Annotated in this window: 19 protein-coding genes; 6 read left to right on the top strand and 13 right to left on the bottom strand. The window is 69.5% G+C overall.

Going from position 1 to position 19,705, the window contains the following annotated elements; all coding sequences use genetic code 11:
- Nucleotides 1-58: 58 nt before the first annotated feature.
- Nucleotides 59-2,812 (bottom strand): phosphoenolpyruvate carboxylase, encoded by a 2,754-nt coding sequence (gene ppc / locus ABZ027_RS26870; protein ID WP_356772679.1) that lies wholly within the window; start codon nt 2,810-2,812, stop codon nt 59-61.
- A gap of 290 nt (nt 2,813-3,102) precedes the next feature.
- On the opposite strand from ppc, the gene ABZ027_RS26865 reads away from it, so the two are divergent.
- Both ABZ027_RS26865 and ABZ027_RS26860 read left to right on the top strand, forming a co-directional pair.
- Nucleotides 3,103-4,113: a fatty acid desaturase gene (locus ABZ027_RS26865; RefSeq protein WP_356772677.1), complete on the top strand. Its 1,011-nt coding sequence runs from the start codon at nt 3,103-3,105 to the stop codon at nt 4,111-4,113.
- Nucleotides 4,110-4,787 (top strand): TetR/AcrR family transcriptional regulator, encoded by a 678-nt coding sequence (locus ABZ027_RS26860; protein WP_356772676.1) that lies wholly within the window; start codon nt 4,110-4,112, stop codon nt 4,785-4,787. The genes ABZ027_RS26865 and ABZ027_RS26860 overlap by 4 nt, the downstream gene beginning before the upstream one ends.
- Nucleotides 4,788-4,802: 15 nt before the next feature.
- Here the strand turns inward: ABZ027_RS26860 and ABZ027_RS26855 are convergent, their stop codons facing one another.
- The gene (locus ABZ027_RS26855) at nt 4,803-5,618 is read right to left on the bottom strand and encodes a trans-aconitate 2-methyltransferase (RefSeq protein WP_356772674.1); all 816 of its coding nucleotides are present in this window, start codon (nt 5,616-5,618) and stop codon (nt 4,803-4,805) included.
- 118 nt (nt 5,619-5,736) lie between these two features.
- Between ABZ027_RS26855 and ABZ027_RS26850 the strand changes: the two genes are divergently transcribed.
- A complete protein-coding gene (locus ABZ027_RS26850) occupies nt 5,737-6,234 on the top strand; it encodes a MarR family transcriptional regulator (RefSeq protein WP_356772672.1) in 498 nt (165 codons plus the stop codon).
- Here the strand turns inward: ABZ027_RS26850 and ABZ027_RS26845 are convergent.
- Nucleotides 6,193-6,960 carry a response regulator transcription factor gene (locus ABZ027_RS26845; RefSeq protein ID WP_356772670.1) on the bottom strand — a complete coding sequence of 256 codons (768 nt, stop codon included), beginning with the start codon at nt 6,958-6,960 and terminating at the stop codon, nt 6,193-6,195. The two genes, ABZ027_RS26850 and ABZ027_RS26845, sit on opposite strands and share 42 nt — an antisense overlap.
- A gap of 257 nt (nt 6,961-7,217) precedes the next feature.
- On the opposite strand from ABZ027_RS26845, the gene ABZ027_RS26840 reads away from it, so the two are divergent.
- Nucleotides 7,218-7,673: a GNAT family N-acetyltransferase gene (locus ABZ027_RS26840; protein ID WP_356772668.1), complete on the top strand. Its 456-nt coding sequence runs from the start codon at nt 7,218-7,220 to the stop codon at nt 7,671-7,673.
- A 1-nt stretch (nt 7,674) separates the two neighbouring features.
- On the opposite strand, the gene ABZ027_RS26835 is transcribed toward ABZ027_RS26840, so the two are convergent.
- The 10 genes from ABZ027_RS26835 to galT all read right to left on the bottom strand — a co-directional run bounded on the left by ABZ027_RS26835 (nt 7,675) and on the right by galT (nt 17,352).
- Complete coding sequence (locus ABZ027_RS26835; RefSeq protein WP_356772666.1) at nt 7,675-8,460, bottom strand: enoyl-CoA hydratase/isomerase family protein; 786 nt, start codon at nt 8,458-8,460, stop codon at nt 7,675-7,677.
- Nucleotides 8,363-9,721 carry a cytochrome P450 gene (locus ABZ027_RS26830; protein ID WP_356772664.1) on the bottom strand — a complete coding sequence of 453 codons (1,359 nt, stop codon included), beginning with the start codon at nt 9,719-9,721 and terminating at the stop codon, nt 8,363-8,365. The genes ABZ027_RS26835 and ABZ027_RS26830 overlap by 98 nt, the downstream gene beginning before the upstream one ends.
- A gap of 141 nt (nt 9,722-9,862) precedes the next feature.
- Nucleotides 9,863-11,164: a cytochrome P450 gene (locus ABZ027_RS26825; RefSeq protein ID WP_356772789.1), complete on the bottom strand. Its 1,302-nt coding sequence runs from the start codon at nt 11,162-11,164 to the stop codon at nt 9,863-9,865.
- 101 nt (nt 11,165-11,265) lie between these two features.
- Nucleotides 11,266-11,868, bottom strand: a complete 603-nt coding sequence (locus ABZ027_RS26820; RefSeq protein ID WP_356772662.1) for an ATP/GTP-binding protein — start codon at nt 11,866-11,868, stop codon at nt 11,266-11,268.
- Nucleotides 11,843-12,217 carry a DUF742 domain-containing protein gene (locus ABZ027_RS26815; protein WP_356772660.1) on the bottom strand — a complete coding sequence of 125 codons (375 nt, stop codon included), beginning with the start codon at nt 12,215-12,217 and terminating at the stop codon, nt 11,843-11,845. Before ABZ027_RS26815 ends, ABZ027_RS26820 begins: the two co-directional genes overlap by 26 nt.
- On the bottom strand, nt 12,214-12,615 hold the full coding sequence (locus ABZ027_RS26810) for a roadblock/LC7 domain-containing protein (RefSeq protein ID WP_356772658.1): 402 nt from the start codon (nt 12,613-12,615) through the stop codon (nt 12,214-12,216). Before ABZ027_RS26810 ends, ABZ027_RS26815 begins: the two co-directional genes overlap by 4 nt.
- The gene (locus ABZ027_RS26805; RefSeq protein ID WP_356772656.1) at nt 12,612-13,835 is read right to left on the bottom strand and encodes an ATP-binding protein; all 1,224 of its coding nucleotides are present in this window, start codon (nt 13,833-13,835) and stop codon (nt 12,612-12,614) included. Before ABZ027_RS26805 ends, ABZ027_RS26810 begins: the two co-directional genes overlap by 4 nt.
- A gap of 286 nt (nt 13,836-14,121) precedes the next feature.
- Entirely contained in the window at nt 14,122-15,285 is a 1,164-nt protein-coding gene (galK, locus tag ABZ027_RS26800; RefSeq protein ID WP_356772654.1) for a galactokinase, read from the bottom strand.
- Nucleotides 15,286-15,316: 31 nt separating this feature from the next.
- A complete protein-coding gene (gene galE, locus ABZ027_RS26795; RefSeq protein WP_356772652.1) occupies nt 15,317-16,282 on the bottom strand; it encodes a UDP-glucose 4-epimerase GalE in 966 nt (321 codons plus the stop codon).
- Nucleotides 16,279-17,352, bottom strand: a complete 1,074-nt coding sequence (gene galT, locus ABZ027_RS26790; protein WP_356772650.1) for a galactose-1-phosphate uridylyltransferase — start codon at nt 17,350-17,352, stop codon at nt 16,279-16,281. The genes galE and galT overlap by 4 nt, the downstream gene beginning before the upstream one ends.
- Nucleotides 17,353-17,528: 176 nt before the next feature.
- On the opposite strand from galT, the gene ABZ027_RS26785 reads away from it, so the two are divergent.
- Together ABZ027_RS26785 and ABZ027_RS26780 are read left to right on the top strand one after the other, a co-directional pair.
- Nucleotides 17,529-19,220 (top strand): sodium:solute symporter family protein, encoded by a 1,692-nt coding sequence (locus ABZ027_RS26785; protein WP_356772648.1) that lies wholly within the window; start codon nt 17,529-17,531, stop codon nt 19,218-19,220.
- Between the two features lie 21 nt (nt 19,221-19,241).
- Nucleotides 19,242-19,544 carry a hypothetical protein gene (locus tag ABZ027_RS26780; RefSeq protein ID WP_356772646.1) on the top strand — a complete coding sequence of 101 codons (303 nt, stop codon included), beginning with the start codon at nt 19,242-19,244 and terminating at the stop codon, nt 19,542-19,544.
- The last annotated feature ends 161 nt before the right edge of the window (nt 19,545-19,705 follow it).

The raw sequence follows: 19,705 nt of genomic DNA, 5'->3' as shown, positions 1-19,705 counted from the left end.
ACGGCGGTGCCCCCGGGTCTCTCAGGGCTCGGGGGCACCGCCGTTCGTGCGGGGGCCGTCAGCCGGTGTTGCGCAGGCCCGCGGCCACGCCGTTGACGGTGAGCAGGAGGGCGCGGGAGAGCAGCGGGTCGGCTTCCTCGCCCGCGGCGGCCGCGTCGCGCTGCCGCTTGAGCAGGGCGACCTGGAGGTAGGAGATCGGGTCCAGGTAGGCGTCGCGGATGGAGACGGTCTGCTGGAGGACGGGGGTGGCGTCCAGCAGTTCCGTCTCGCCCGTCACCCTGAGCACCTCGCGCACGGTGAGTTCGTGCTCGGCCCGGATCGTGTCGAAGACGTGCTTGAGCTCGTCGGGGACCAGGGTGTCGACGTAGTGCTGGGCGATCCGCAGGTCCGTCTTGGCGAGGGTCATCTCGACGTTGGAGATGAAGTTGCGGAAGAAGTGCCAGTGCTCGTGCATCTCCTCCAGCACGGCGTCGCCTTCTTGCCGTAGTCCCGCCTCGCGCAGTGCCTTGAGGCCGGAGCCGACCCCGAACCAGCCGGGGACGATCTGCCGGGACTGGGTCCACCCGAACACCCACGGGATGGCGCGCAGCCCGTCGAGCGAGACGCCCGAGCCGGGGCGGCGGGAGGGCCGCGAGCCCAGGTGCAGGTCGGCGAGCTGGTCGACCGGCGTGGAGGCGAGGAAGTACGTGGGCAGGTCGGGGTCTTCGACGAGCTTGCGGTAGGCGTCGTGGGCGGCGTCGCTGACCACGTCCATGGCCGCGTCCCAGCGGGCCAGCGCCTCGACCGACTGGCGGGGGGCGGTGTGCAGGGCGGACGCCTGGAGCGTGGCCGCGACGGTCAGCTCCAGGTTCTCCCTGGCCAGGGATGGCACGAGGTACTTGTCGGAGATGACCTCGCCCTGCTCGGTCACCTTGATCTCGCCCTCCAGGGTGCCCCAGGGCTGGGCGAGGATCGCGTCGTGGGAGGGGCCGCCGCCGCGGCCGACGGTGCCGCCGCGGCCGTGGAAGAGGCGCAGCCGGACGCCGTAGCGGTGGGCGACGTCACGCAGGCGGCGCTGGGCGCGGTGGATCTCCCACTGGCTGGTGGTGATGCCGCCGAACTTGGAGGAGTCGGAGTAGCCGAGCATGACCTCCTGGACGTCGCCCCGCAGCGCGACCAGGCGCCGGTAGGACGGGTCGGAGAGCATGTCCTCCAGGATGGTGTCGGCGGCCTTGAGTTCGTCGGTGGTCTCCAGCAGCGGCACGATGCCGACCTTCGCCCAGCCGGCGTGCAGGTCTATGAGGCCCGCCTCGCGGGCGAGGACGGCGGCGGCGAACACGTCGTCGGCACCCTGACACATCGAAATGATGTACGACTCTATGACCTCGGGTCCGAAGACCTCCAGGGCCCGCTTCACGGTCTGGAACACGCCGAGGGTCTTCTCGCCGGCCGCGTCCACCGGCGCCGGGGTGGGCGCGAGCGGGCGGCGTGAGCGCAGCTCCTTGGCGAGCAGCTTGGCCCGGTACTCGCGGGGCATGTCGGCGTACCGCCAGGACTCCTCGCCGAGGCGGTCGAAGAGCTGGCCGAGGGCGTGGTGGTGGGCGTCCGCGTGTTCCCGTACATCCATGGTGGCGAGCTGGAGGCCGAACGCGGCGAGGGTGCGGATGGTGCGGTCCAGGCGGCCGTCGGCGAAGAGGCCGCCGCGGTGTTCGCGCAGCGAGGTCTGGATCAGGGTGAGGTCGTGGATCAGCTCGGCGGTGCCGAGGTAGTCGCGGCCCTGCTCGTGCGGGATGCCCTTGGCCAGGCGCTGCTTGGTGTTCTCCAGCTTCTGCCGGATACAGGTGGCCTTGAGGCGGTAGGGCTCCTCGGCGTTGAGGCGCTTGTAGCGGGGGCTGATCTCCGGGAGGCGCTCCAGGTCGGTGCCGAGGGAGTCCAGGAGCTCGTCGGTGGCGCCGGTGTAGCGGATCGAGTTGGACAGGAAGCCGCGCAGCTCGTCGACCGTCTCCAGGGCGTCGTTGATGCCGTGCTCGTGCTGGAGGATGAGGACGTCCCAGGTGACCTGGGGGGTGACGTTGGGGTTGCCGTCGCGGTCGCCGCCGATCCAGGTGCCGAAGGTGAGCGGCCGGGCCTCGTCGGGGAGCTTGACGCCGACGCGCTCCAGTTCCGCGGTCAGGTCCTCCAGGACGTCGCCGACCGCGCCGGCGTGCAGCTCGTCCAGGTAGTAGATGGCGTTGCGGGCCTCGTCGGCAGGCTCGGGGCGTACCACGCGCAGCTCGTCGGTCTGCCAGACGAGGTCGATGTTCTCGGCCAGCCGGGTGTCGTGACGCCGGCGGTCGGACTCGATGACCGGGGTCTCCAGGAGCGCGGCGATGCGGCGGAGCTTGTTGAGGACGGAGCGGCGGGCGGCCTCGGTGGGGTGGGCGGTGAACACCGGGCGGACGTTGAGGTTGGCGACCGTCTGGCGCAGGTGTTCGGGGTCGGCGTCCTTGAGGCGGTCGGCGGTGCGGGCGAGGAGGCCGCCCTCTGCTGCGCGCCTGGCGCGCAGCTCGCGGCCGCGGTGGACCTGCTCGGTGACGTTGGCCAGGTGGAAGTAGGTGGAGAAGGCGCGGACCAGCTTGGCGGCGGTCTGCAGTTCGGTGCCGCGCAGCAGCTCGGCGGCGGCCTCGCCGTCCTCACGGGTGAGGCGGCGGACCTTCTCGACCAGTTCGAGCAGCTCGGGGCCCTCCTGCCGGACGAGGGTCTCACCGAGGAGGTCACCCAGTCGCCTGATGTCGGCGCGCAGTGCGCTGCTCGTCGGGGTGGTCGGAGTTGTCAGGTCGTCGGCACTGCTCACAGGTGCGGCTCCTTGCAGTGTTGAAGCTCGTCTGGGAGGGAACCCGGACGGCGGCCTCGGGCGGCGCTGCCGCATACGAGGCTGGACAGCCGGGAAGAGTTCAGAGCGGACCGCGCTGTCCGACCGACACAAGGATAGGTGTCCGTGTGGACGCGCAGACTGTCGGGCTCTTGCCGCCGGGCAGTGCACTGCCATACTTACGATGCCGTAGGTTACGGAACCGTAGGAAGCCCTCCATGATTCCGGTGACCTGGCATCTGCCACATTCCACGACCCCACAGGGGACGCGCATGACCTCAAGCTCCGACGTGATCGACGATCCTTCGAAGGCGACTGACGGCTCTTTGACGCCCATCGGCACCCTGGGCGGCGAACAGAAGCGTTCGATCGAGCAGATCGCGCTGCTGCTCTTCATCACCGTCCCCTTCCTCGCGCTGCTGGCGGCCGTGCCGCTGGCATGGGGATGGGGCGTGAGCTGGCTGGACCTCGGCCTGCTGGTGTTCTTCTACTTCCTGGGTTGTCACGGCATCACGATCGGTTTCCACCGGTACTTCACCCACGGTTCCTTCAAGGCCAAGCGGCCGCTGCGGATCGCGCTGGCGATCGCCGGGTCGATGGCGGTCGAGGGGCCGCTGGTGCGCTGGGTGGCCGACCACCGCAAGCACCACAAGTTCTCGGACGCCGAGGGCGACCCGCATTCACCCTGGCGCTTCGGGGAGACGGTCCCGGCGCTGATGAAGGGCCTGTGGTGGGCCCACATCGCCTGGATGTTCGACGAGGAGCAGACCTCTCAGGAGAAGTACGCCCCGGATCTGATCAAGGACGGCGCGATCCGGGCGATCTCCCGCCAGTTCGTGCTGTGGACGTTCGTGTCGCTGGCGCTGCCGGCGCTGATCGGTGGGCTGGTGACGATGTCCTGGTGGGGGGCGTTCACCGGGTTCTTCTGGGGGTCGATGGTCCGGGTGGCGTTGCTGCACCACGTGACCTGGTCGATCAACTCGATCTGTCACGCGGTGGGCAAGCGTCCGTTCAAGTCGCGAGACCGCTCAGGCAACGTGTGGTGGCTGGCGGTCCTGTCCTGCGGTGAGTCCTGGCACAACCTGCACCACGCCGACCCCACGTCGGCGCGGCACGGGGTGGAGCGGGGGCAGTTGGACTCCTCGGCACGCTTCATCCGCTGGTTCGAGATGCTGGGGTGGGCCTACGACGTGCGGTGGCCGTCACGCTCGCGTATCGATTCCCGCCGTAACACCGGGGAGGACGGCTCCCGACGGAAGAGGGAGACCGCCGAGGCGGCATGATTGACGCCGTGGCGACCGACTCCAGCAGCACCCCGAGCAATGACAAGCCGCGGCGTGCGCGTCGCACCCGGATGACCGGTGCCGAGCGCCGCGAACAGTTGCTGGAGATCGGTCGCACCCTTTTCTCGGCGAAGGGTTTCGAGGGCACGTCGGTGGAGGAGATCGCGGCGAAGGCCGGGGTGTCCAAGCCGGTGGTCTACGAGCACTTCGGCGGCAAGGAGGGGCTGTACGCGGTGGTGGTGGACCGTGAGATGCGCCGCCTGCTGGACATGGTGACCAGTTCGCTGACGGCCGGCCACCCCCGAGAGCTCTGCGAGCAGGCCGCCTTCGCGCTCCTCGACTACATCGAGGAGTACACGGACGGTTTCCGCATCCTGGTCCGCGACTCCCCCATCCCGCAGTCGACGGGCACCTTCGCCTCGCTGATCTCGGACATCGCCACCCAGGTGGAGGACATCCTGGGCCGCGAGTTCAAGAGCCGCGGCTTCGACCCCAAGCTGGCCCCCGTGTACGCCCAGGCCCTGGTCGGGATGGTCGCCCTGACCGGCCAGTGGTGGCTGGACGTCCGCCGCCCGAAGAAGGCGGAGGTGGCCGCCCACCTGGTCAACCTGGCCTGGCACGGGCTGGACGGGCTGGAGGCGAAGCCGCACTTGATAGGGCGACGGAAGAGCTGAACCGCCCGACGATCATCACGCCTCCCTGCGGGCGACCGCGAACACCCGGCGGAACGGGAACGGCGTGCCGTGCGCACGCGACGGATACGCCTCCCGCAGAGCCGCCCGGTACGCGTCCACGAACTCCTCCTGAGCCTCCGGATCGTCCGCGAGGGCGGTGAGGACGGGGCGCAGGCCGGTCCCCTTGACCCAGTCCAGCACCGGGTCCTCGCCCCGCAGCAGATGGACGTACGTCGTCTCCCACGCGTCCACCTCGCAGCCGAGGTCGGCCAGCCTCTCCAGGTAGAACCGCGGGGTGTGGACGGCGTCGTCGTGCCGGAGGGTGTCGGCGAGGCGGTCCTTCCAGCGGGCGGAGTGGGCGAGCTCGCGCATCAGCCGGTGGCTCGGGGAGTCGAAGTTCCCGGGCACCTGGAAGGCGAGGGTGCCACGGGGCGTCAGCCCCGCCACCCAGTCCGCGAACCGCTCCACGTGCCCGGGGACCCACTGCAGCGTGGCATTGCTGACGATCAGGTCGTACGGCCGGGTGGGCGCCCAGGTCCGCACGTCGGCGTGGGCGAAGTCGAGCCGGCCGCCCCCCGGGGTCGGGCCCTCGTACTCCACATGGGCCCGGTCGAGCATCTCGGGCGAGTTGTCGTACCCGGTGACGAGGGCGGTGGGCCAGCGGGCGGCGAGCAGAGTCGTCACGTTGCCGGGGCCGCAGCCGAGGTCGGCGATGCGGGGCGGGTCGGCCGGGAGGTCCGGGACGCGGGCCAGGAGGTCCGTGAAGGGGCGGGCCCGGTGGTCGGCGTGACGCAGGTACTGAGCGGGGTCCCAGGTGGTGGCGGCGGACATGTGGCCTCCTCGGTGTGACCGTGATCGAACCGTCTCAGAATCTCCGCCGATTTACCTTGATGTCAAGAGACTCGATATCAAGAGACTTCACATCGACACAACCACTACACTGATCGTCATGGAGGACGAGGTCGATCGGCTGGTCGCAGCGTGGCGCCGGGAGCGCCCGGACCTCGACGTGGAGCCGCTTGAGGTACTCAGCCGGGTGAGCAGACTGGCCCGGCACCTCGATCGGGCGCGTCGGCTGGCCTTCGCCGAGCACGCCCTGGAGCCCTGGGAGTTCGACGTGCTGACCGCGCTCAGGCGTGCGGGGACGCCGTACCAGCTCTCGCCGGGGCAGCTGCTCACGCAGACCCTGGTCACCTCGGGCACCATGACCAACCGCATCGACCGGCTGGCGAAGAAGGGCCTGGTGGAACGGCAGCCCGACCCCAGCGACCGGCGCGGTGTGCTGGTCCGCCTCACCGAGGAGGGCCAGGACCGCGCGGACCAGGCCCTGGCCGGTCTGCTGTACCAGGAGCGCGCGATCCTCGCGGAACTCTCCCGCGCCCAACGGGGCGAGCTGGCGGACCTGCTACGCCAGCTGACCGCCCCGTTCGACAACATCCCCGGCTAGGTCCACGGGGCCCACGCCCGCTCGCCGTGCCAGTGCGACGGCGGCCAGGGTGCTGTGCACGCCGAGCTTGCCGAGCACGTTCTGCATATGGGTGCGGACGGTGTGCGGGGAGAGGAACAGCCGCTCGGCGACCGCCTTGCGGCCGAGACCCGCGACCATGCAGCGCAGCACCTCCCGCTCGCGCGGGGTGAGGGACTCCACCAGCCGCTCGCTCTCGGTGCGGTGCTTGCGGGCTGCCGTCAGCTCCCGCAGCACACCGGTGAGCAGCGCGGGCGGCAGATGGGTCTCCTCGCGCAGCACGCCCCGGATGACCGTGAGCAACCGGGACAGCGAGCAGTCCTTGGCCACCCATCCGGACGCGCCGGCCTGCAGGGCCAGCGCCGCCCGCCGGGGGTCGTCCTTCTCGGCCAGCACCACGATCCGTACCGCGGGCTGCGCGGCACGCACGCCGACGACCAGCGAGATACCGTCGACGAGGCCGTCCTCGCCCACCTCCTGGACGGGCACCGCGGGCCGTATGCCCGGTATGCCGCCGCCCAGGTCGGCGTCGACGAGCAGCACGTCGTAGCGGCGCCCCTCGGCGGCCGCGCGCTCCAGGCTGCGCAGCGCGGCCGGGCCGCTGCCCGCCGCGGAGACCTCCACGTCGGGCTCGGCGGCCAGGGCGGCGGCGAGCGACTCGGCGAAGATGCGATGGTCGTCGACGACCAGCACTCGGATGCGAACCACGAAACCCCCTTCCCCAAGCTCCTGAAGAGCCGGGGATACCCCAGGTCCGGAGAACGGTGACGGAGCGCGGGTACGACGCCTGGGGATGACGTCACCGCACGGCCGCCGCCGTGAAGAGACCGCTACCCCCCATCGGGCGTCGTACCCGACTGTCTCGCCCCCTGATCAGCACCGGCCCCCACCGGTGCTGTTCATCAGAGTACGGGCGAGGGCCGAGAGCGGAAGGTAATTTGCAGAACTGACTGTCCGACGCGTTTATGGTGAGCCGCATGTTTCGTATCGAGACAGAAGTCGACAAGGAACGGCGTGATCTGCTCCGGAATCGGCTGCGGGAGACGAACACCGCCGCCTCCCCCGTCCTACGCGCCCTGCGCGCCACACCCGGCGCACGCGAGGTCCCGCTCCACATCTGGGCGCTGGACGACACCGACGCCCTGGCCGGCGGCCTCGTCGGCCACACCTGGGCGGGCTGGCTGCATGTGACGTACCTGTGGGTCGACGAACGCCACCGGGGTTCCGGGATCGGCTCCCGGCTGCTCGCCAGGGCGGAGCGAGCCGCCCGCGACCAGCGGGGCTGTTTGGCCGCACGCCTGGAGACCTGGGACTTCCAGGCGCCGCGGTTCTATCAGAAGCAGGGCTACGAGGTGGTGTCCGTGATCCCCGACTATCCGCCGGGGATCACCGAGTACACGCTGGTCAAGCGGTGGGTGTGAGTCAGTGGCCGGCGCCTTTGCGCCCGTTCTCGGCGACGACCGCCGCCATCAGTTCGGCGTCGAGTCCGGAGAGATCGGCCAGCCGTGTGGCGGCCGTGTAGGAGTTGAGCAGGGTTTTGGTGACCCGCAGGGCGGCGGGCGGGCGTCTGGTGATGGGCTTGGCCCATGCTGTGACGGCCGCGTCGAGCCCTTCGGCGGGAACGGCCTTGTGCAGGATCGAGAGGGACAGGGCTTCTTGAGCGTCGAAGGCACGGCCCGTGAGGACCAGTTCACGGGCGCGGGCGGCGCCGACCTCGTTGAGCAGCCGGGGCAGCAGACCGCCCCAGGCCATGGGCAGGCCGAAGGCGAGTTCGGGCAGCCGGAAGCTCGCGTCCTCGGCACCGACGCGCAGGTCGCAGGCGAGCGCCAGGGCGAACCCGGCGCCTATCACCTTGCCGTGGACCCGGGCGACGGTGACCGCGGGGTTGGACGTGAGCGCCTCACTCACGCGCCGGGCCTTGGCCCCCGAGATCCGGACGCCGCCGCCCGTGGGGTCCTCGCCCAGGTGCTCGGCGAACTCGGTGCGGTCGCCGCCGACGCAGAAGTCGTCCCCGGCACCGGACAGGACGAGCACCCGCACGTCCGGTTCCTGGTGCGCGAGGACGGCCCACAGGTCGTCCAGCATCGCGTCCGTGACGACGTTGCCGGGCTCAGGGGTGCTGAGTTCGATGAACAGGACACTGTCCTGCCGATGGACTCGCAAGGTCTTCAGCGAGAGGCGGGGGCGCAGGACCGGCGGGGTCGTCATCTGTGGTCACTTTCAGGGATGTCACGCGGCGGAACACCATCCGGGGCGCGTACGCCGGGGCGGAGACCGGGCGCAAAGTCTGGAAACGTTTCAGCAGCTCGGTCAGGAGCGTACGGCCTTCGAGCCGGGCCAGGGCCGCTCCCAGGCAGTAGTGGATGCCTCCGCCGAAGGTCATGTGGCTGCCGGCGCGCAGGACGTCGAAGCGTTCCGGGTGCTCGTTGCGCCGCGGGTCGTGGGCGGCCGCCCCGTACATCACGTGGACCATCTGGTCCTTGGCGATCGGGGTGCCGGCCAGGACCGTGTCGTCGGCGGCGATACGGGTGTTGATGTGCACCGGGGGGTCGTAGCGCAGCGCCTCCTCGACCGCGTCGTCGACGTGTTCGGGGTGTCGGCGCAGCCACTCCCACTGGCCGCTGTCCCTGGTCAGTAACCAGACGGCGGTGGCCATCAGCGTCGCCGAGGTCTCCAGCGAGGCGATGGTGATGAACATGACCAGGTCGTAGACGGTCCGGTCGGCGGCGGCCGGGTCACCGGGCAACTGCTCGTCCCAGTGTCTGATCCAGTCGGAGATCACGTCGTCGCCGGGGCGGGCACGGCGTTCGGCGATGAGTGCGGTGAAGAACGTCCGCATCTCCGCGGTCGCCTGGGTGGAGACGGCCAACTCGCTCTTGGTGGGAAGGAGTTCCTGGGAGTGGACCTGGCGGTGGGTGAAGTCGAGGATGTGCGCGTGGTGTCGCGCGGGGATGTCGAGCCACTCTCCGACGGTGAGGACCGGCAACTGGTCACCGACGACGGTGACGAAGTCGGCCTCACCGCCGTCGCGTATTCGATCGGCCAGTTCGTTCACGATCCTCCGGGCGTGGTCCGCGATACGGGGTGCCAGCGAGTCGAGGGTGCGGCGGTCGAAGAGGTTGCCCAGGCTGCGGCGCTGCCGGGTGTGGCTCGGCGCGTTGAGCCGGAACAGGGCCCGGCTCATCGCCTGGACGGCGGAATCCTGCCAGCGTTCGGGGTGGGGCTGTCGTTCCTGCCAGGCGAGGTCCGGCACCAGCCAGTTCCTGCCGCGCAGGACCTGGTTGCAGGCGTCGTGTCCGGTGACCAGGTAACCACCCCAGGGAGCGGGAACGACGTCGCCGAGGGCGCGGAGTCGGTCCCACACGGGCAGCGGGTTGCTTTGGCCTTCGGGGGAACGCAGGCGCCGGAGAAGGGAGATGACGGCTCGACGGTCAGTGGTGGTTCCGCTTATGTCGCCAACGGCGGTCACGCGGAGCTCCTTTATAGCTGGGCGTTTCCGTTACTTGCGGAACCTACCCTTCCCCTATGCCCCGTCATGCGCCGCTCTGTGTTGCTCCCGTCACATGCGGTGCACCGGACTCTCGGTGCACCGCCGTCAGTTGGTGATCTGTCAGACCCGGAACAGGTCGACCAGGGTGCTCCAGAAGCCCCTCTTCTGCGCCGGCTGCGCCTGCGGTACGGGCTCGACACCGGTCGGTAGGACCGGCTGCTCGGGCGCGGGCAGCGGCGCCGACGTCTGCAGGGCCGAGACCATGCGGGTGGCCGGGGTCGGGCTGAACCGCACCGGCAGGGCGGCCAGCGCGTGCTGGAACGGCCCCGGCCGGTACTGCAGGGCCTCGTCCGGCACCGCCAGGGTGAGGTCGGGCAGCGCGTTGAGGATCCGCTCGATCGCGGCGATGGCGATCACCAGGGCCGGGTCCTTGGCCGGGCAGGAGTGCGGGCCCGCCCCCCACGCCAGGTGCGCGCCCTTGTTGTGGGACTCGCGGGCCTCCTTGAGGGCCGGGTCGCTGTTGGCGCCGGCGAAGCTGATGACGACCGGCGAGTTCGCCTCGACGACCACCCCGCCGAGGTCGACGTTCTGCACCGGGAAGTGCGCGGCGTAGTTGGCGATGGGCGGGTTGTTCCACAGGACGTGGTCGATGGCCTCCTCGATCAGCATGCCGGAGCCCGCGCCCTCCTTGGACAGCAGCAGGTGCAGGGCGTGGCCGATGAGGTTGCGCTGGGGTTCGAAGCCGGCGCCCATCAGCATGACGAGCTGGTCCTTGAGCTCCTCGTCGGTCAGGCCCGCGGGGTGCTGGATGAGCCAGGAGGTGACGTCCTCGGCGGGCCGCCGGCGCTTGAGGGAGATCAGCTGCATCAGGCCGGCGGTCAGTTCCTCGTTGGCGCGCTGCACGTCGATGCCGTCGAAGAGGGCGCCCAGCGAGCTGGTGAGGGTGTCGCCGATGTCGGCGGGGCAGCCGAAGAGCTTGTTGAACAGCAGCAGCGGCAGCATCTTGGCGTAGTCGTTGATCAGGTCGGCGCGGCCGCGTTCGCTGAACTGGTCGATGAGGAAGTCGGCGATCGGCTCGACGTCCCGGCGCAGCCGCCTCATGTTCAGCCGGTCGAAGCTCGCGGTGACCGCCTGGCGCAGCCTGAGGTGCACGGCCCCGTCGGTGAACAGGCAGTTGGGCCGGTAGGCCATCATCGCCAGGATGGGGCTGTCGAGGGGGACGCGGCCCTCGTTCAGCGCCTTCCAGCGGCGGGAGTCACGGGCGAACAGGGAGGGGTTCTGCAGCACCCTGAGGGCCATCTCGTGCTCGACGACCAGGGTGGCGTCCACGCCGGGCGCGAGTTCCACGGGTCCCGCGGGACCGTGGGCGCGGACCCGGTCGTAGACCTGCTGCGGGTCGGCGGTGAAGGTGCCGTCGAACATGGGGCATCTGGCGCCGGCGGGGGCGCCCGACGAGTGGTGAGTGTCCACGGGGGAGTCCTTTGCGGGCCTGGGCCTGGCGGCCCGGCCGGGGAGGGAGTGGATCAGGCCGCGCGATCGAGCAGATGGCGGACCAGGGCGATCAACGCGTTCGCGGACGACCGCTGGTCGCGGGCGTCGCAGTAGACGACAGGGGTGTCCGGCAGCAGGTCGAGGGCCTCGCGGATCTCCGCCTCGTCGAAGAACCGGGAGTCGAAGCTGTTGACGGCGATGGCGTACTCGAGCCCGTACTCGTCGATCAGGTCGATGACGGGGAACGTCTCCTCCAGCCGCGCGGGGTCGACCAGCAGCAGCGCGCCGAGCGCGCCGCGGGCCATGTCCTCCCACAGCTGCATGAAGCGCTGCTGTCCGGGGGTGCCGAACAGGTAGAGCACGAGTTCCTCGGTCAGGGTCAGACGTCCGAAGTCCAGGGCCACGGTGGTGGTCACCTTGTCCGGTACGCCCCGCAGGTCGTCCACATGCAGGGACGCCTGCGTCATCTTCTCCTCGGTGCGCAGCGGCGTGATCTCCGACAGCGAGCCGATGAAGGTCGTCTTGCCCACCGCGAAATGCCCCACGACCAGGATCTTCGCGGCGGTGGTGACCGCGTCGGAGACATAGATCGTCCCCGTAGCGGCCGTCTCAGACGATGAGGGTTTCGAGTCCATGCAGAACCTTCTCGAGGGTCTCTCGGTCAGCGAGCTGGGCGCGGGTGGGTTCGGAGCGGCGCAGAAGGTGGCCCTGTTCGAATAAATCGGTGAGCAGCAGTCGGGCCACGCCTACCGGCAGCGCCAGATGGCCGGCCACCTCCGCCACGGACAGGTAGCCGCCCCCGCACAGCTCCCAGATGGCACGGACCTCGGGACCGGCGCCCAGGGGCAGTTCACGGTCGGGGGCCAGGGTGACCAGGGTGTGCAGGGCCAGGTCGTCCGCCGACGGCAGCCGCCGTCCGCCGGTGATGACGTAGGAACGGACGAAGTCGCTGGTGACCGGAGCTTCCTCGCCGGGACCGGTCATGCGTCCGCACCGGCGTTCAGGCGCGGCGCGGCGCTCATCGCCTCGCGCAGCGCGCTCACGGTCTTCTGCATCCGGAAGGACATGGCTTCCATGTCGACGTCCAGTGCCGCCGATACGGCCAGGTAGGCGCCGCTGCCCGCGGCCACCAGGAAGATCCATCCGCCGTCGAACTCGACGAGCGTCTGTTTCCAGGTCCCGTGTCCACCGCCCACGAACCCGGACACGGCCCGGCACAGGGACTGGATGGAGCTCATCGCCGCCGCGTTCTTCTCCGCTTCGTCACGGCTGATGTCGTCGGAGCGCTGCATCAGCAGGCCGTCGGCGGAGACCAGGATCGCATGGCGTGCCCCACGCACCTCGAGCACGCCGTTCAGCACCCAGGAGAGGTCGGGATTCACTGGTTCTGGGATCCTTCCGTGTTGTTCGAGACCCGGCCGAGGTGCGTGCCGCGGGCGAACGCGCCGATCCGTGACGCCGTCACTTCGCTGGTGTTCTCCCCGTCGGAACCCGACGTGGCGGATGCCGCCTGGTCGGGCTGGGGGACCATGGAGACGGGCCTGTTGCGCCTCCGGCGCCTGGGCAGTCCGCCCTGCGTGGTGCCGACGACGAGCGTCGGCCCGGGGGCGGGCACCGTGACCCGGGGCCGCTCGCGCTGCTCGGCCTGCTGGTCCTCCACCTCACGGTCCTCGTACGACACGGCGGGCTGGGGAGCGTCAGTGGTCAAGAGGCCCTCCGGCACACGGATCACGGCGCGCACTCCGCCATAGGGGGAGACCGAGTCGACGGACACCGAGAAGCCGTAGCGGGCGGCGAGCATCCCGCACACGGCGAAGCCGAACTTGGGCGGGTCACCGAGGCCGGTGATGTCGACGGTGCTGTCGGGCGACAGCAGGGTCGCGGCACGGGCCTTGGTCTCCTGGCTCATGCCCACACCGGCGTCGTCGACCACCAGACACACCCCCGTGGGCACGGCCTGAATGTTGATCTCCACCGGCGACTGGGGCGCGCTGTACTTGGTCGCGTTGTCCAGGAGTTCGGCGAGGACGACGGCGACCGGCTCGACGGCCTTGCCGGTGATGGAGATGCTGACCTGGGCGTTGACCCGGACCCGGGAGAAGTCCTTGATCCGGCCCTGGGCGCTGCGGGCCACGTCGAACACCGAGGCGCTCTCGTCGCGCCGCCCGAGCCAGCCCCCGCACAGTACCGAGATGCCCTTGGTACGACGGCTGAACTGGCTGCTGGTGTGGTCGACCAGCATCAGGTCGGCCAGCACGCCGGAGTCGTCGCCGTACTCCTTCTGCAGGTTGTCCAGGAGCACCTGCTGCTCCTCGGCGAGGGACTGGAGCGTGCCCATCGCCGACTTGAGGACGGCCTTGGTGTCCGACTCCGCGTCCTTGCGGACCTCCGAGAGGTCCTCCACATGCCGTGCGGTGAGGGTTTCGTAGCCCGTCTGCACCTGGCGCAGTTGACCTTGGACGGCCACCAGATTGCTTTGCAGGTTGTCGTTGTTGCGGCGGAGAGCCATGTTGGTTCTCCGCGCGCGCATCACCGCGAAGACCGCGGCGATGATCACGATGAGCAGGATCCACAACACCGGATCCTGGATGAATGACGTCATGAGACTCTCTTCAAGTCGCCTCGCGCCGGGGGCCAGAGCAACAGCCTTCCTTTGCGATGGGGCCCTAGAGACTGTCCCCCCGTACGCGTTCATGACGCGCCGTCAGCCTACTGAAAAGTACATTGATCGTATCAGTAGCAACATGGTCAACAGGCGTACCAGTCGGCGCATTTGAGGACCTTCACAAACACCACCCGGTGGATCTATCTCCCGTTGTTCATCTTGAACAAGCGTCAGCCCCACGCTCGTTGGGGAGCATGGGGCTGACGTGGGGAAACGGGGTGGCTCAGCGCAGGCGACGCGCTCCCGCCGAGGGCACCGCCTCGAACACCCGCGGCGCGGTGAAGCCGGCCGCCGCGAAGGCCTCCTGGACCGACTTGGTGATCGTGTCGACCTCGGCGGCATCCGCCAGCACGATCGCCGAGCCGCCGAACCCGCCGCCCGTCATCCGCGCGCCGAGCGCTCCGGCGGCCAGGGCGGTGTCGACCACGAGGTCCAACTCCGGGCAGGAGATGCGGAAGTCGTCGCGCAGGGAGGCGTGGCCCGCGACGAGGACAGGCCCGATCGCACGGGTGTCGCCGGACTCCAGCAGCGACACGACCCGCTCGACCCGCTCGTCCTCGGTGACGACATGGCGCACCAGACGGCGCACCTCCTCCTCGTCCCCGAGCCGCTCCAGCGCCGCGTCCAGGTCCGCGTAGGGGACGTCCCGCAGCGCGTCGACGCCCAGCAGGGCCGCGCCCTTCTCGCAGCCGGCCCGCCGCTTGCCGTACTCGCCGTCGCTGTGCGCGTGCTTGACCTGGGTGTCGACGACCAGCAGGCGCATGCCCTCGGCGGCCAGGTCGAAGGGGATCTGCTTCTGGGACAGGTCACGGGTGTCGAGGAACAGGGCGTGGCCCGACTCGCAGCAGGCGGACGCGGTCTGGTCCATGATCCCGGTCGGGGCGCCGACGTACACGTTCTCGGCGCGCTGGCACAGCCGGGCCAACTGCCAGCGCTTGAGCCCCAGTTCGTACAGGTCGTTCAGGGCGAGCGCGACCACGACCTCCAGCGCCGCCGACGAGGACAGGCCCGCGCCGGACGGCACCGTGGACACCAGGTGGATGTCCGCGCCGGTGACCGGGTGCCCCGCCTCACGCAGCGCCCAGAGCACACCCGCCGGATACGCCGTCCAGTTCCGGTCCGACTCCGGGACCAGGTCGTCCAGCCGCAGTTCGACCACAGGGGCGTCGATGTCCGCCGAGTGCAGCCGCAGCAGGCCGTCGGTGCGCCGCGACACGGCCGCGACGGCGATGTGCGGAAGGGCGAACGGCATCACGAAGCCGTCGTTGTAGTCGGTGTGTTCGCCGATGAGGTTGACCCGGCCCGGCGCCGCCCACACCCCCTCGGGACCCGCCCCGTACAGCTCCTCGAACCGCTCGGCGACAGCCCCTGCGACAGCCTCGCTCATTGCCCTGACCCTGACCTTCCGTTCGTACCGCTCACTGATTGCCGCGCCGCTGCGCGAAGTCCCACGCGTCCGTGACGATCCCCGCGAGGTCCGCGCGGGACGGGTTCCAGCCCAGCTTCTCGCGCGCACGGTCGGCCGACGCCACCAGGACCGCCGGGTCGCCGCCCCGACGCGGGGCCACGACCTCGGGGATCGGGTGGCCGGTGACCTGGCGGACCGTCTCGATGACCTCGCGGACGGAGAACCCGTTGCCGTTGCCGAGGTTGCAGATCAGGTGCTCGCCGGGGGCGGCGGCCTCGACGGCAAGCAGGTGCGCCTCGGCCAGGTCGGCGACGTGGATGTAGTCGCGGACGCAGGTCCCGTCCGGCGTCGGATAGTCGTCACCGAAGACGGAGATCGCCTCGCGCCGGCCCTGCGCGACCTGAAGGACCAGCGGAATCAGATGCGACTCGGGATCATGCCGCTCACCCTGGGCCCCGTAAGCACCCGCCACGTTGAAGTACCGCAGCGACACCGCGCCCAGCCCGTGCGCCGCGGCCTCACCGGTGATCATGTGGTCGACGGCGAGCTTGGTGGCCCCGTACGGGTTGGTGGGCTGGGTCGGCGCCGACTCGACGATCGGAGTCTCCTCCGGCTCGCCGTAGGTGGCGGCCGTGGAGGAGAAGACGAGCCGCCGTACGCCCGCCTCCCGCATGGCCCCGAGCAGCGCCATGGTGCCGCCGACGTTGTTGTCCCAGTACTTCTCGGGCTTCACGACCGACTCGCCGACCTGCGAGGAGGCGGCGAAGTGCAGCACGGCGTCGAAGGAGGAATCCAGCCACTTGGCGGCGTCACGGATGTCGCCCTCGACGAAGGAGGCGCCCGCCGGCACCCCTTCGCGGAAGCCGGTGGAGAGGTTGTCGAGGACGACGACCTCGTGGCCCGCCTCCAGCAGATGCTGGGCGACCACCCCGCCGACGTACCCCGCACCGCCCGTGACCAGGTACTTACCGCTCATGAACTCGCTACCTCCCGCAGTCGCTGTGCCGCGGCCTCCGGCCGGATGTCGTTGATGAACACGTTCATCCCGGATTCGGAGCCCGCGAGGAACTTCAGCTTGCCGGACGTACGACGGATCGTGAAAAGCTCGAGGTGCAGCGCGAAGTCATCGCGGCTGACCCCCTCGAACTCCTCCAACGCCCCGAACGGCGCCTGATGCCAGGCGGCGATGTACGGAGTCGCGGAATCCTTCTCCCCACCGGGACCATCGAAGATCCGGTCGAAGCGCCGCAGGAGTTCCAGATACACCCGGGGGAACTCCGCGCGCGCGTCCTCGTCAAGACCGAGCAGATCAGGCACCCGCCGCTTCGGGTAGAGGTGCACCTCGTACGGCCAGTGCGCCGCGTACGGCACGAACGCAGCCCAGTGCTCGCTCTCCAGGACGACCCGCTCCTCGGCGAGTTCACGCTCCAGGACCGCGTCGAAGAGGTTCTCCCCGCCGGTCGCGTCCTTGTGCGCCGCGACCGACCGCAGCATCAGCGCCGTGCGCGGGGTGGTGAACGGATAGGCGTAGATCTGCCCGTGCGGGTGCCCCAGAGTCACGCCGATCTCGGCGCCCCGGTTCTCGAAGCAGAAGACCTGCTCGACGGAGGGCAGATGGGACAGCTCCGACGTCCGGTCGGTCCACGCCTCCAGGACCAGCCGCGCCTGCTCCTCGGTCAGATCGGCGAAGGACGCGTTGTGGTCGGAGGTGAAGCAGACGACCTCACAGCGACCGGAGTCGCCGGCCAGCGAGGGGAAACGGTTCTCGAAGACCACGACGTCGTACGACGAGTCCGGGATCTCACTCAGCCGCTCACCCTGCGAGGGGCACAGCGGACACTCGTCGGCCGGCGGGTGATACGTCCGCCCCTGCCGATGCGAGGCGATGGCGACCGAGTCACCGAGCAGCGGATCCCGCCGCACCTCGGACGTGGTGACGGTCCGCTCCAGCGGCCGCCGGTCGACCGCGTCCCGGACGACATCGTCCCGCAGGTCGTAGTAGATGAGCTCGCGACCGTCCGCCAGCCGGGTCGAGGTCTTCTTCACTGCGGACTCCCTATTCGAGCCACTCAATCACCAAACAGAACCAAACACATCGAAACACAACTCCCCACAGCCGTCAACATCACAATCAAACAAAGAGCGTCAACAAAAGAGTTCAATACCTGAACTCGGAGGCAGGAGTCCCGCTACGGACAGTTCACGCAACGAAGCGAGTGCTTATGCAAACCTCCACCCGCCAGGCGGTTGACCTGGCAGCCGACCTGCGGCTCCCCACGAACTGGCTCGACTACACGATCCTCGGCGTCTACTTCGTCGTCGTCCTGGGCATCGGCTTCGCCGCCCGCAGCTCCGTGAAGACCAGCCTCGACTTCTTCCTCTCCGGCCGCTCCCTGCCCGCCTGGGTCACCGGTCTCGCGTTCGTCGCCGCCAACCTGGGTGCCACCGAGATCCTCGGCATGGCCGCCAACAGCGCGCAGTACGGCGTCTACACCACCCACTGGTACTGGGTCGGCGCCATCCCGGCGATGGTCTTCCTGGGCCTGGTGATGATGCCGTTCTACTACGGCAGCAAGGTCCGCTCGGTCCCCGAGTTCCTCCTCCTGCGCTTCGACAAGGCAGCCCACCTGCTCAGCTCGGTCCTGTTCGCCTTCGCCGCCATCCTGATCGCCGGCGTCAACCTCTACGCCCTCGCGATCATCGTCGAGGCCCTGCTCGGCTGGCCGCAGTGGGTGGCCATCGTCGTCGCCGGCTTCTTCGTGCTCGCCTACATCACCCTCGGCGGCCTCTCCTCGGCGATCTACAACGAGGTCCTCCAGTTCTTCGTGATCCTGGCGGCCCTCATCCCCATCACCATCCTCGGCCTGAAGAAGGTCGGCGGCTGGGACGGCCTGTCCGACTCCCTCACCAAGACCCACGGCGCCGACTTCATGACCTCCTGGGGCGGCACGGGCATCGGCGACCCGAACCCGCTCGGCGCGAACTGGCTGACGATCGTCCTCGGTCTCGGCTTCGTCCTGTCCTTCGGCTACTGGACGACCAACTTCGCCGAGGTCCAGCGAGCCCTCTCCGCGAAGAACCTCTCAGCGGCCCAGCGGACGCCCCTCATCGCCGCGTTCCCCAAGATCTTCATCGTCTTCCTGGTGATGATCCCGGGCCTGGTGGCGGCGGTCCTGGTCCCGAAGATCGGCACCCCCGGCTCGGACCTCCAGTACAACGACGCGATCCCGTACCTGATGGAACAGCTGCTGCCCAACGGCGTCCTGGGCATCGCGGTGACCGGTCTGCTGGCCGCGTTCATGGCGGGCATGGCCGCCAACATCTCGTCCTTCAACACGGTCTTCACCGCCGACATCTGGCAGAAGTACGTGGTCAAGGACCGCCCCGACGAGTACTACGTACGCTTCGGCCGCCTGATCACGGCGATAGGCGTCCTCGCCTCGATCGGCACGGCGTTCCTGGCCTCCTCCTTCTCCAACATCATGAGCTACCTGCAGACGCTGTTCTCCTTCTTCAACGTCCCGATGTTCGTCGTCTTCATCATCGGCATGTTCTGGAAGCGCGCGTCGATGAAGTCCGGCTTCTGGGGCCTGCTCGCGGGCACCACGGCGGCGATGGTCAACTACTTCGTCCTCTACAAGCGGGACATCATCGACATCCCCTCCGACCAGGGCGCCAACTTCGTGTCGGCGATAGCGGGCTTCGTGGCCGGCGCGGTCGTGATGATCGCCGTATCCCTCGTCACGTCCCCCAAGCCGGCCAAGGACCTCGAAGGCCTCGTCTACGGCACCCGGTCCCCCGGCATGTCCGAACCCCCGGCCGCCGGCGACGACGCCTGGTACCGCAAGCCGGCCCTGCTGGGCTGGGGCGCGGTGATCCTGGCGACCGCCTGCTACATCCCGTTCTCGTTCTGACCGCGCAAGAATCGAGCAGCCATGTCTGAGCACTCCGACAAGGACCTCCAGTGCGAGGTCTCCGACCTACAGACCAAGTCCGCGACAGCCGCCCGCCTCTTCGACATCCGCCGCATCATCGGCGCCCTGTTCGTCCTGTACGGCGTCATAGTCACGATCGCCGGCCTCACCGACGACGACGCCGCCATCGCCAAGGCCCAGGGCATCAACATCAACCTCTGGACCGGCCTCGCCATGCTTGCCCTGGGCCTCTTCTTCCTCCTCTGGCTGAAGCTGAGGCCGATGGCCCCGCCGCCCCCAGCCCCCACCGAACCCCCGGAGTAGCCTCGGCCCCTACCCGCGACCCAGCCCTGTCGGAAGCGGCCGGAGCTGCCACGCGCCCACGGCGGCAAGGGGACGGGTCGGGGGTGTCCGCCCGCAGCGGTTGTCGCGTCAACACCGCCAAGTCGGTGAGAAACCGATTCCGCGACGTTCCGAGGACGGAC

The organism is Streptomyces sp. NPDC006332 (genome assembly GCF_040612855.1).
Classification (GTDB): domain Bacteria; phylum Actinomycetota; class Actinomycetes; order Streptomycetales; family Streptomycetaceae; genus Streptomyces.
The sequence above is the reverse complement of the archived record's forward strand: the minus strand, read 5'-3'. Positions and strand labels throughout refer to the sequence as shown.

Bases quoted from the DNA above. Each gene is read 5' to 3' on its own strand.
- ABZ027_RS26865 (WP_356772677.1), top strand. From the start codon at position 3,103: ATGACCTCAAGCTCCGACGTGATCGACGATCCTTCGAAGGCGACTGAC.
- ABZ027_RS26860 (WP_356772676.1), top strand. From the start codon at position 4,110: ATGATTGACGCCGTGGCGACCGACTCCAGCAGCACCCCGAGCAATGAC.
- ABZ027_RS26855 (WP_356772674.1), bottom strand. From the start codon at position 5,618: ATGTCCGCCGCCACCACCTGGGACCCCGCTCAGTACCTGCGTCACGCC.
- ABZ027_RS26850 (WP_356772672.1), top strand. From the start codon at position 5,737: ATGGAGGACGAGGTCGATCGGCTGGTCGCAGCGTGGCGCCGGGAGCGC.
- ABZ027_RS26840 (WP_356772668.1), top strand. From the start codon at position 7,218: ATGGTGAGCCGCATGTTTCGTATCGAGACAGAAGTCGACAAGGAACGG.
- ABZ027_RS26835 (WP_356772666.1), bottom strand. From the start codon at position 8,460: ATGACGACCCCGCCGGTCCTGCGCCCCCGCCTCTCGCTGAAGACCTTG.
- ABZ027_RS26825 (WP_356772789.1), bottom strand. From the start codon at position 11,164: ATGTTCGACGGCACCTTCACCGCCGACCCGCAGCAGGTCTACGACCGG.
- ABZ027_RS26820 (WP_356772662.1), bottom strand. From the start codon at position 11,868: ATGGACTCGAAACCCTCATCGTCTGAGACGGCCGCTACGGGGACGATC.
- ABZ027_RS26815 (WP_356772660.1), bottom strand. From the start codon at position 12,217: ATGACCGGTCCCGGCGAGGAAGCTCCGGTCACCAGCGACTTCGTCCGT.
- ABZ027_RS26805 (WP_356772656.1), bottom strand. From the start codon at position 13,835: ATGACGTCATTCATCCAGGATCCGGTGTTGTGGATCCTGCTCATCGTG.
- galK (WP_356772654.1), bottom strand. From the start codon at position 15,285: ATGAGCGAGGCTGTCGCAGGGGCTGTCGCCGAGCGGTTCGAGGAGCTG.
- galE (WP_356772652.1), bottom strand. From the start codon at position 16,282: ATGAGCGGTAAGTACCTGGTCACGGGCGGTGCGGGGTACGTCGGCGGG.
- ABZ027_RS26785 (WP_356772648.1), top strand. From the start codon at position 17,529: ATGCAAACCTCCACCCGCCAGGCGGTTGACCTGGCAGCCGACCTGCGG.
- ABZ027_RS26780 (WP_356772646.1), top strand. From the start codon at position 19,242: ATGTCTGAGCACTCCGACAAGGACCTCCAGTGCGAGGTCTCCGACCTA.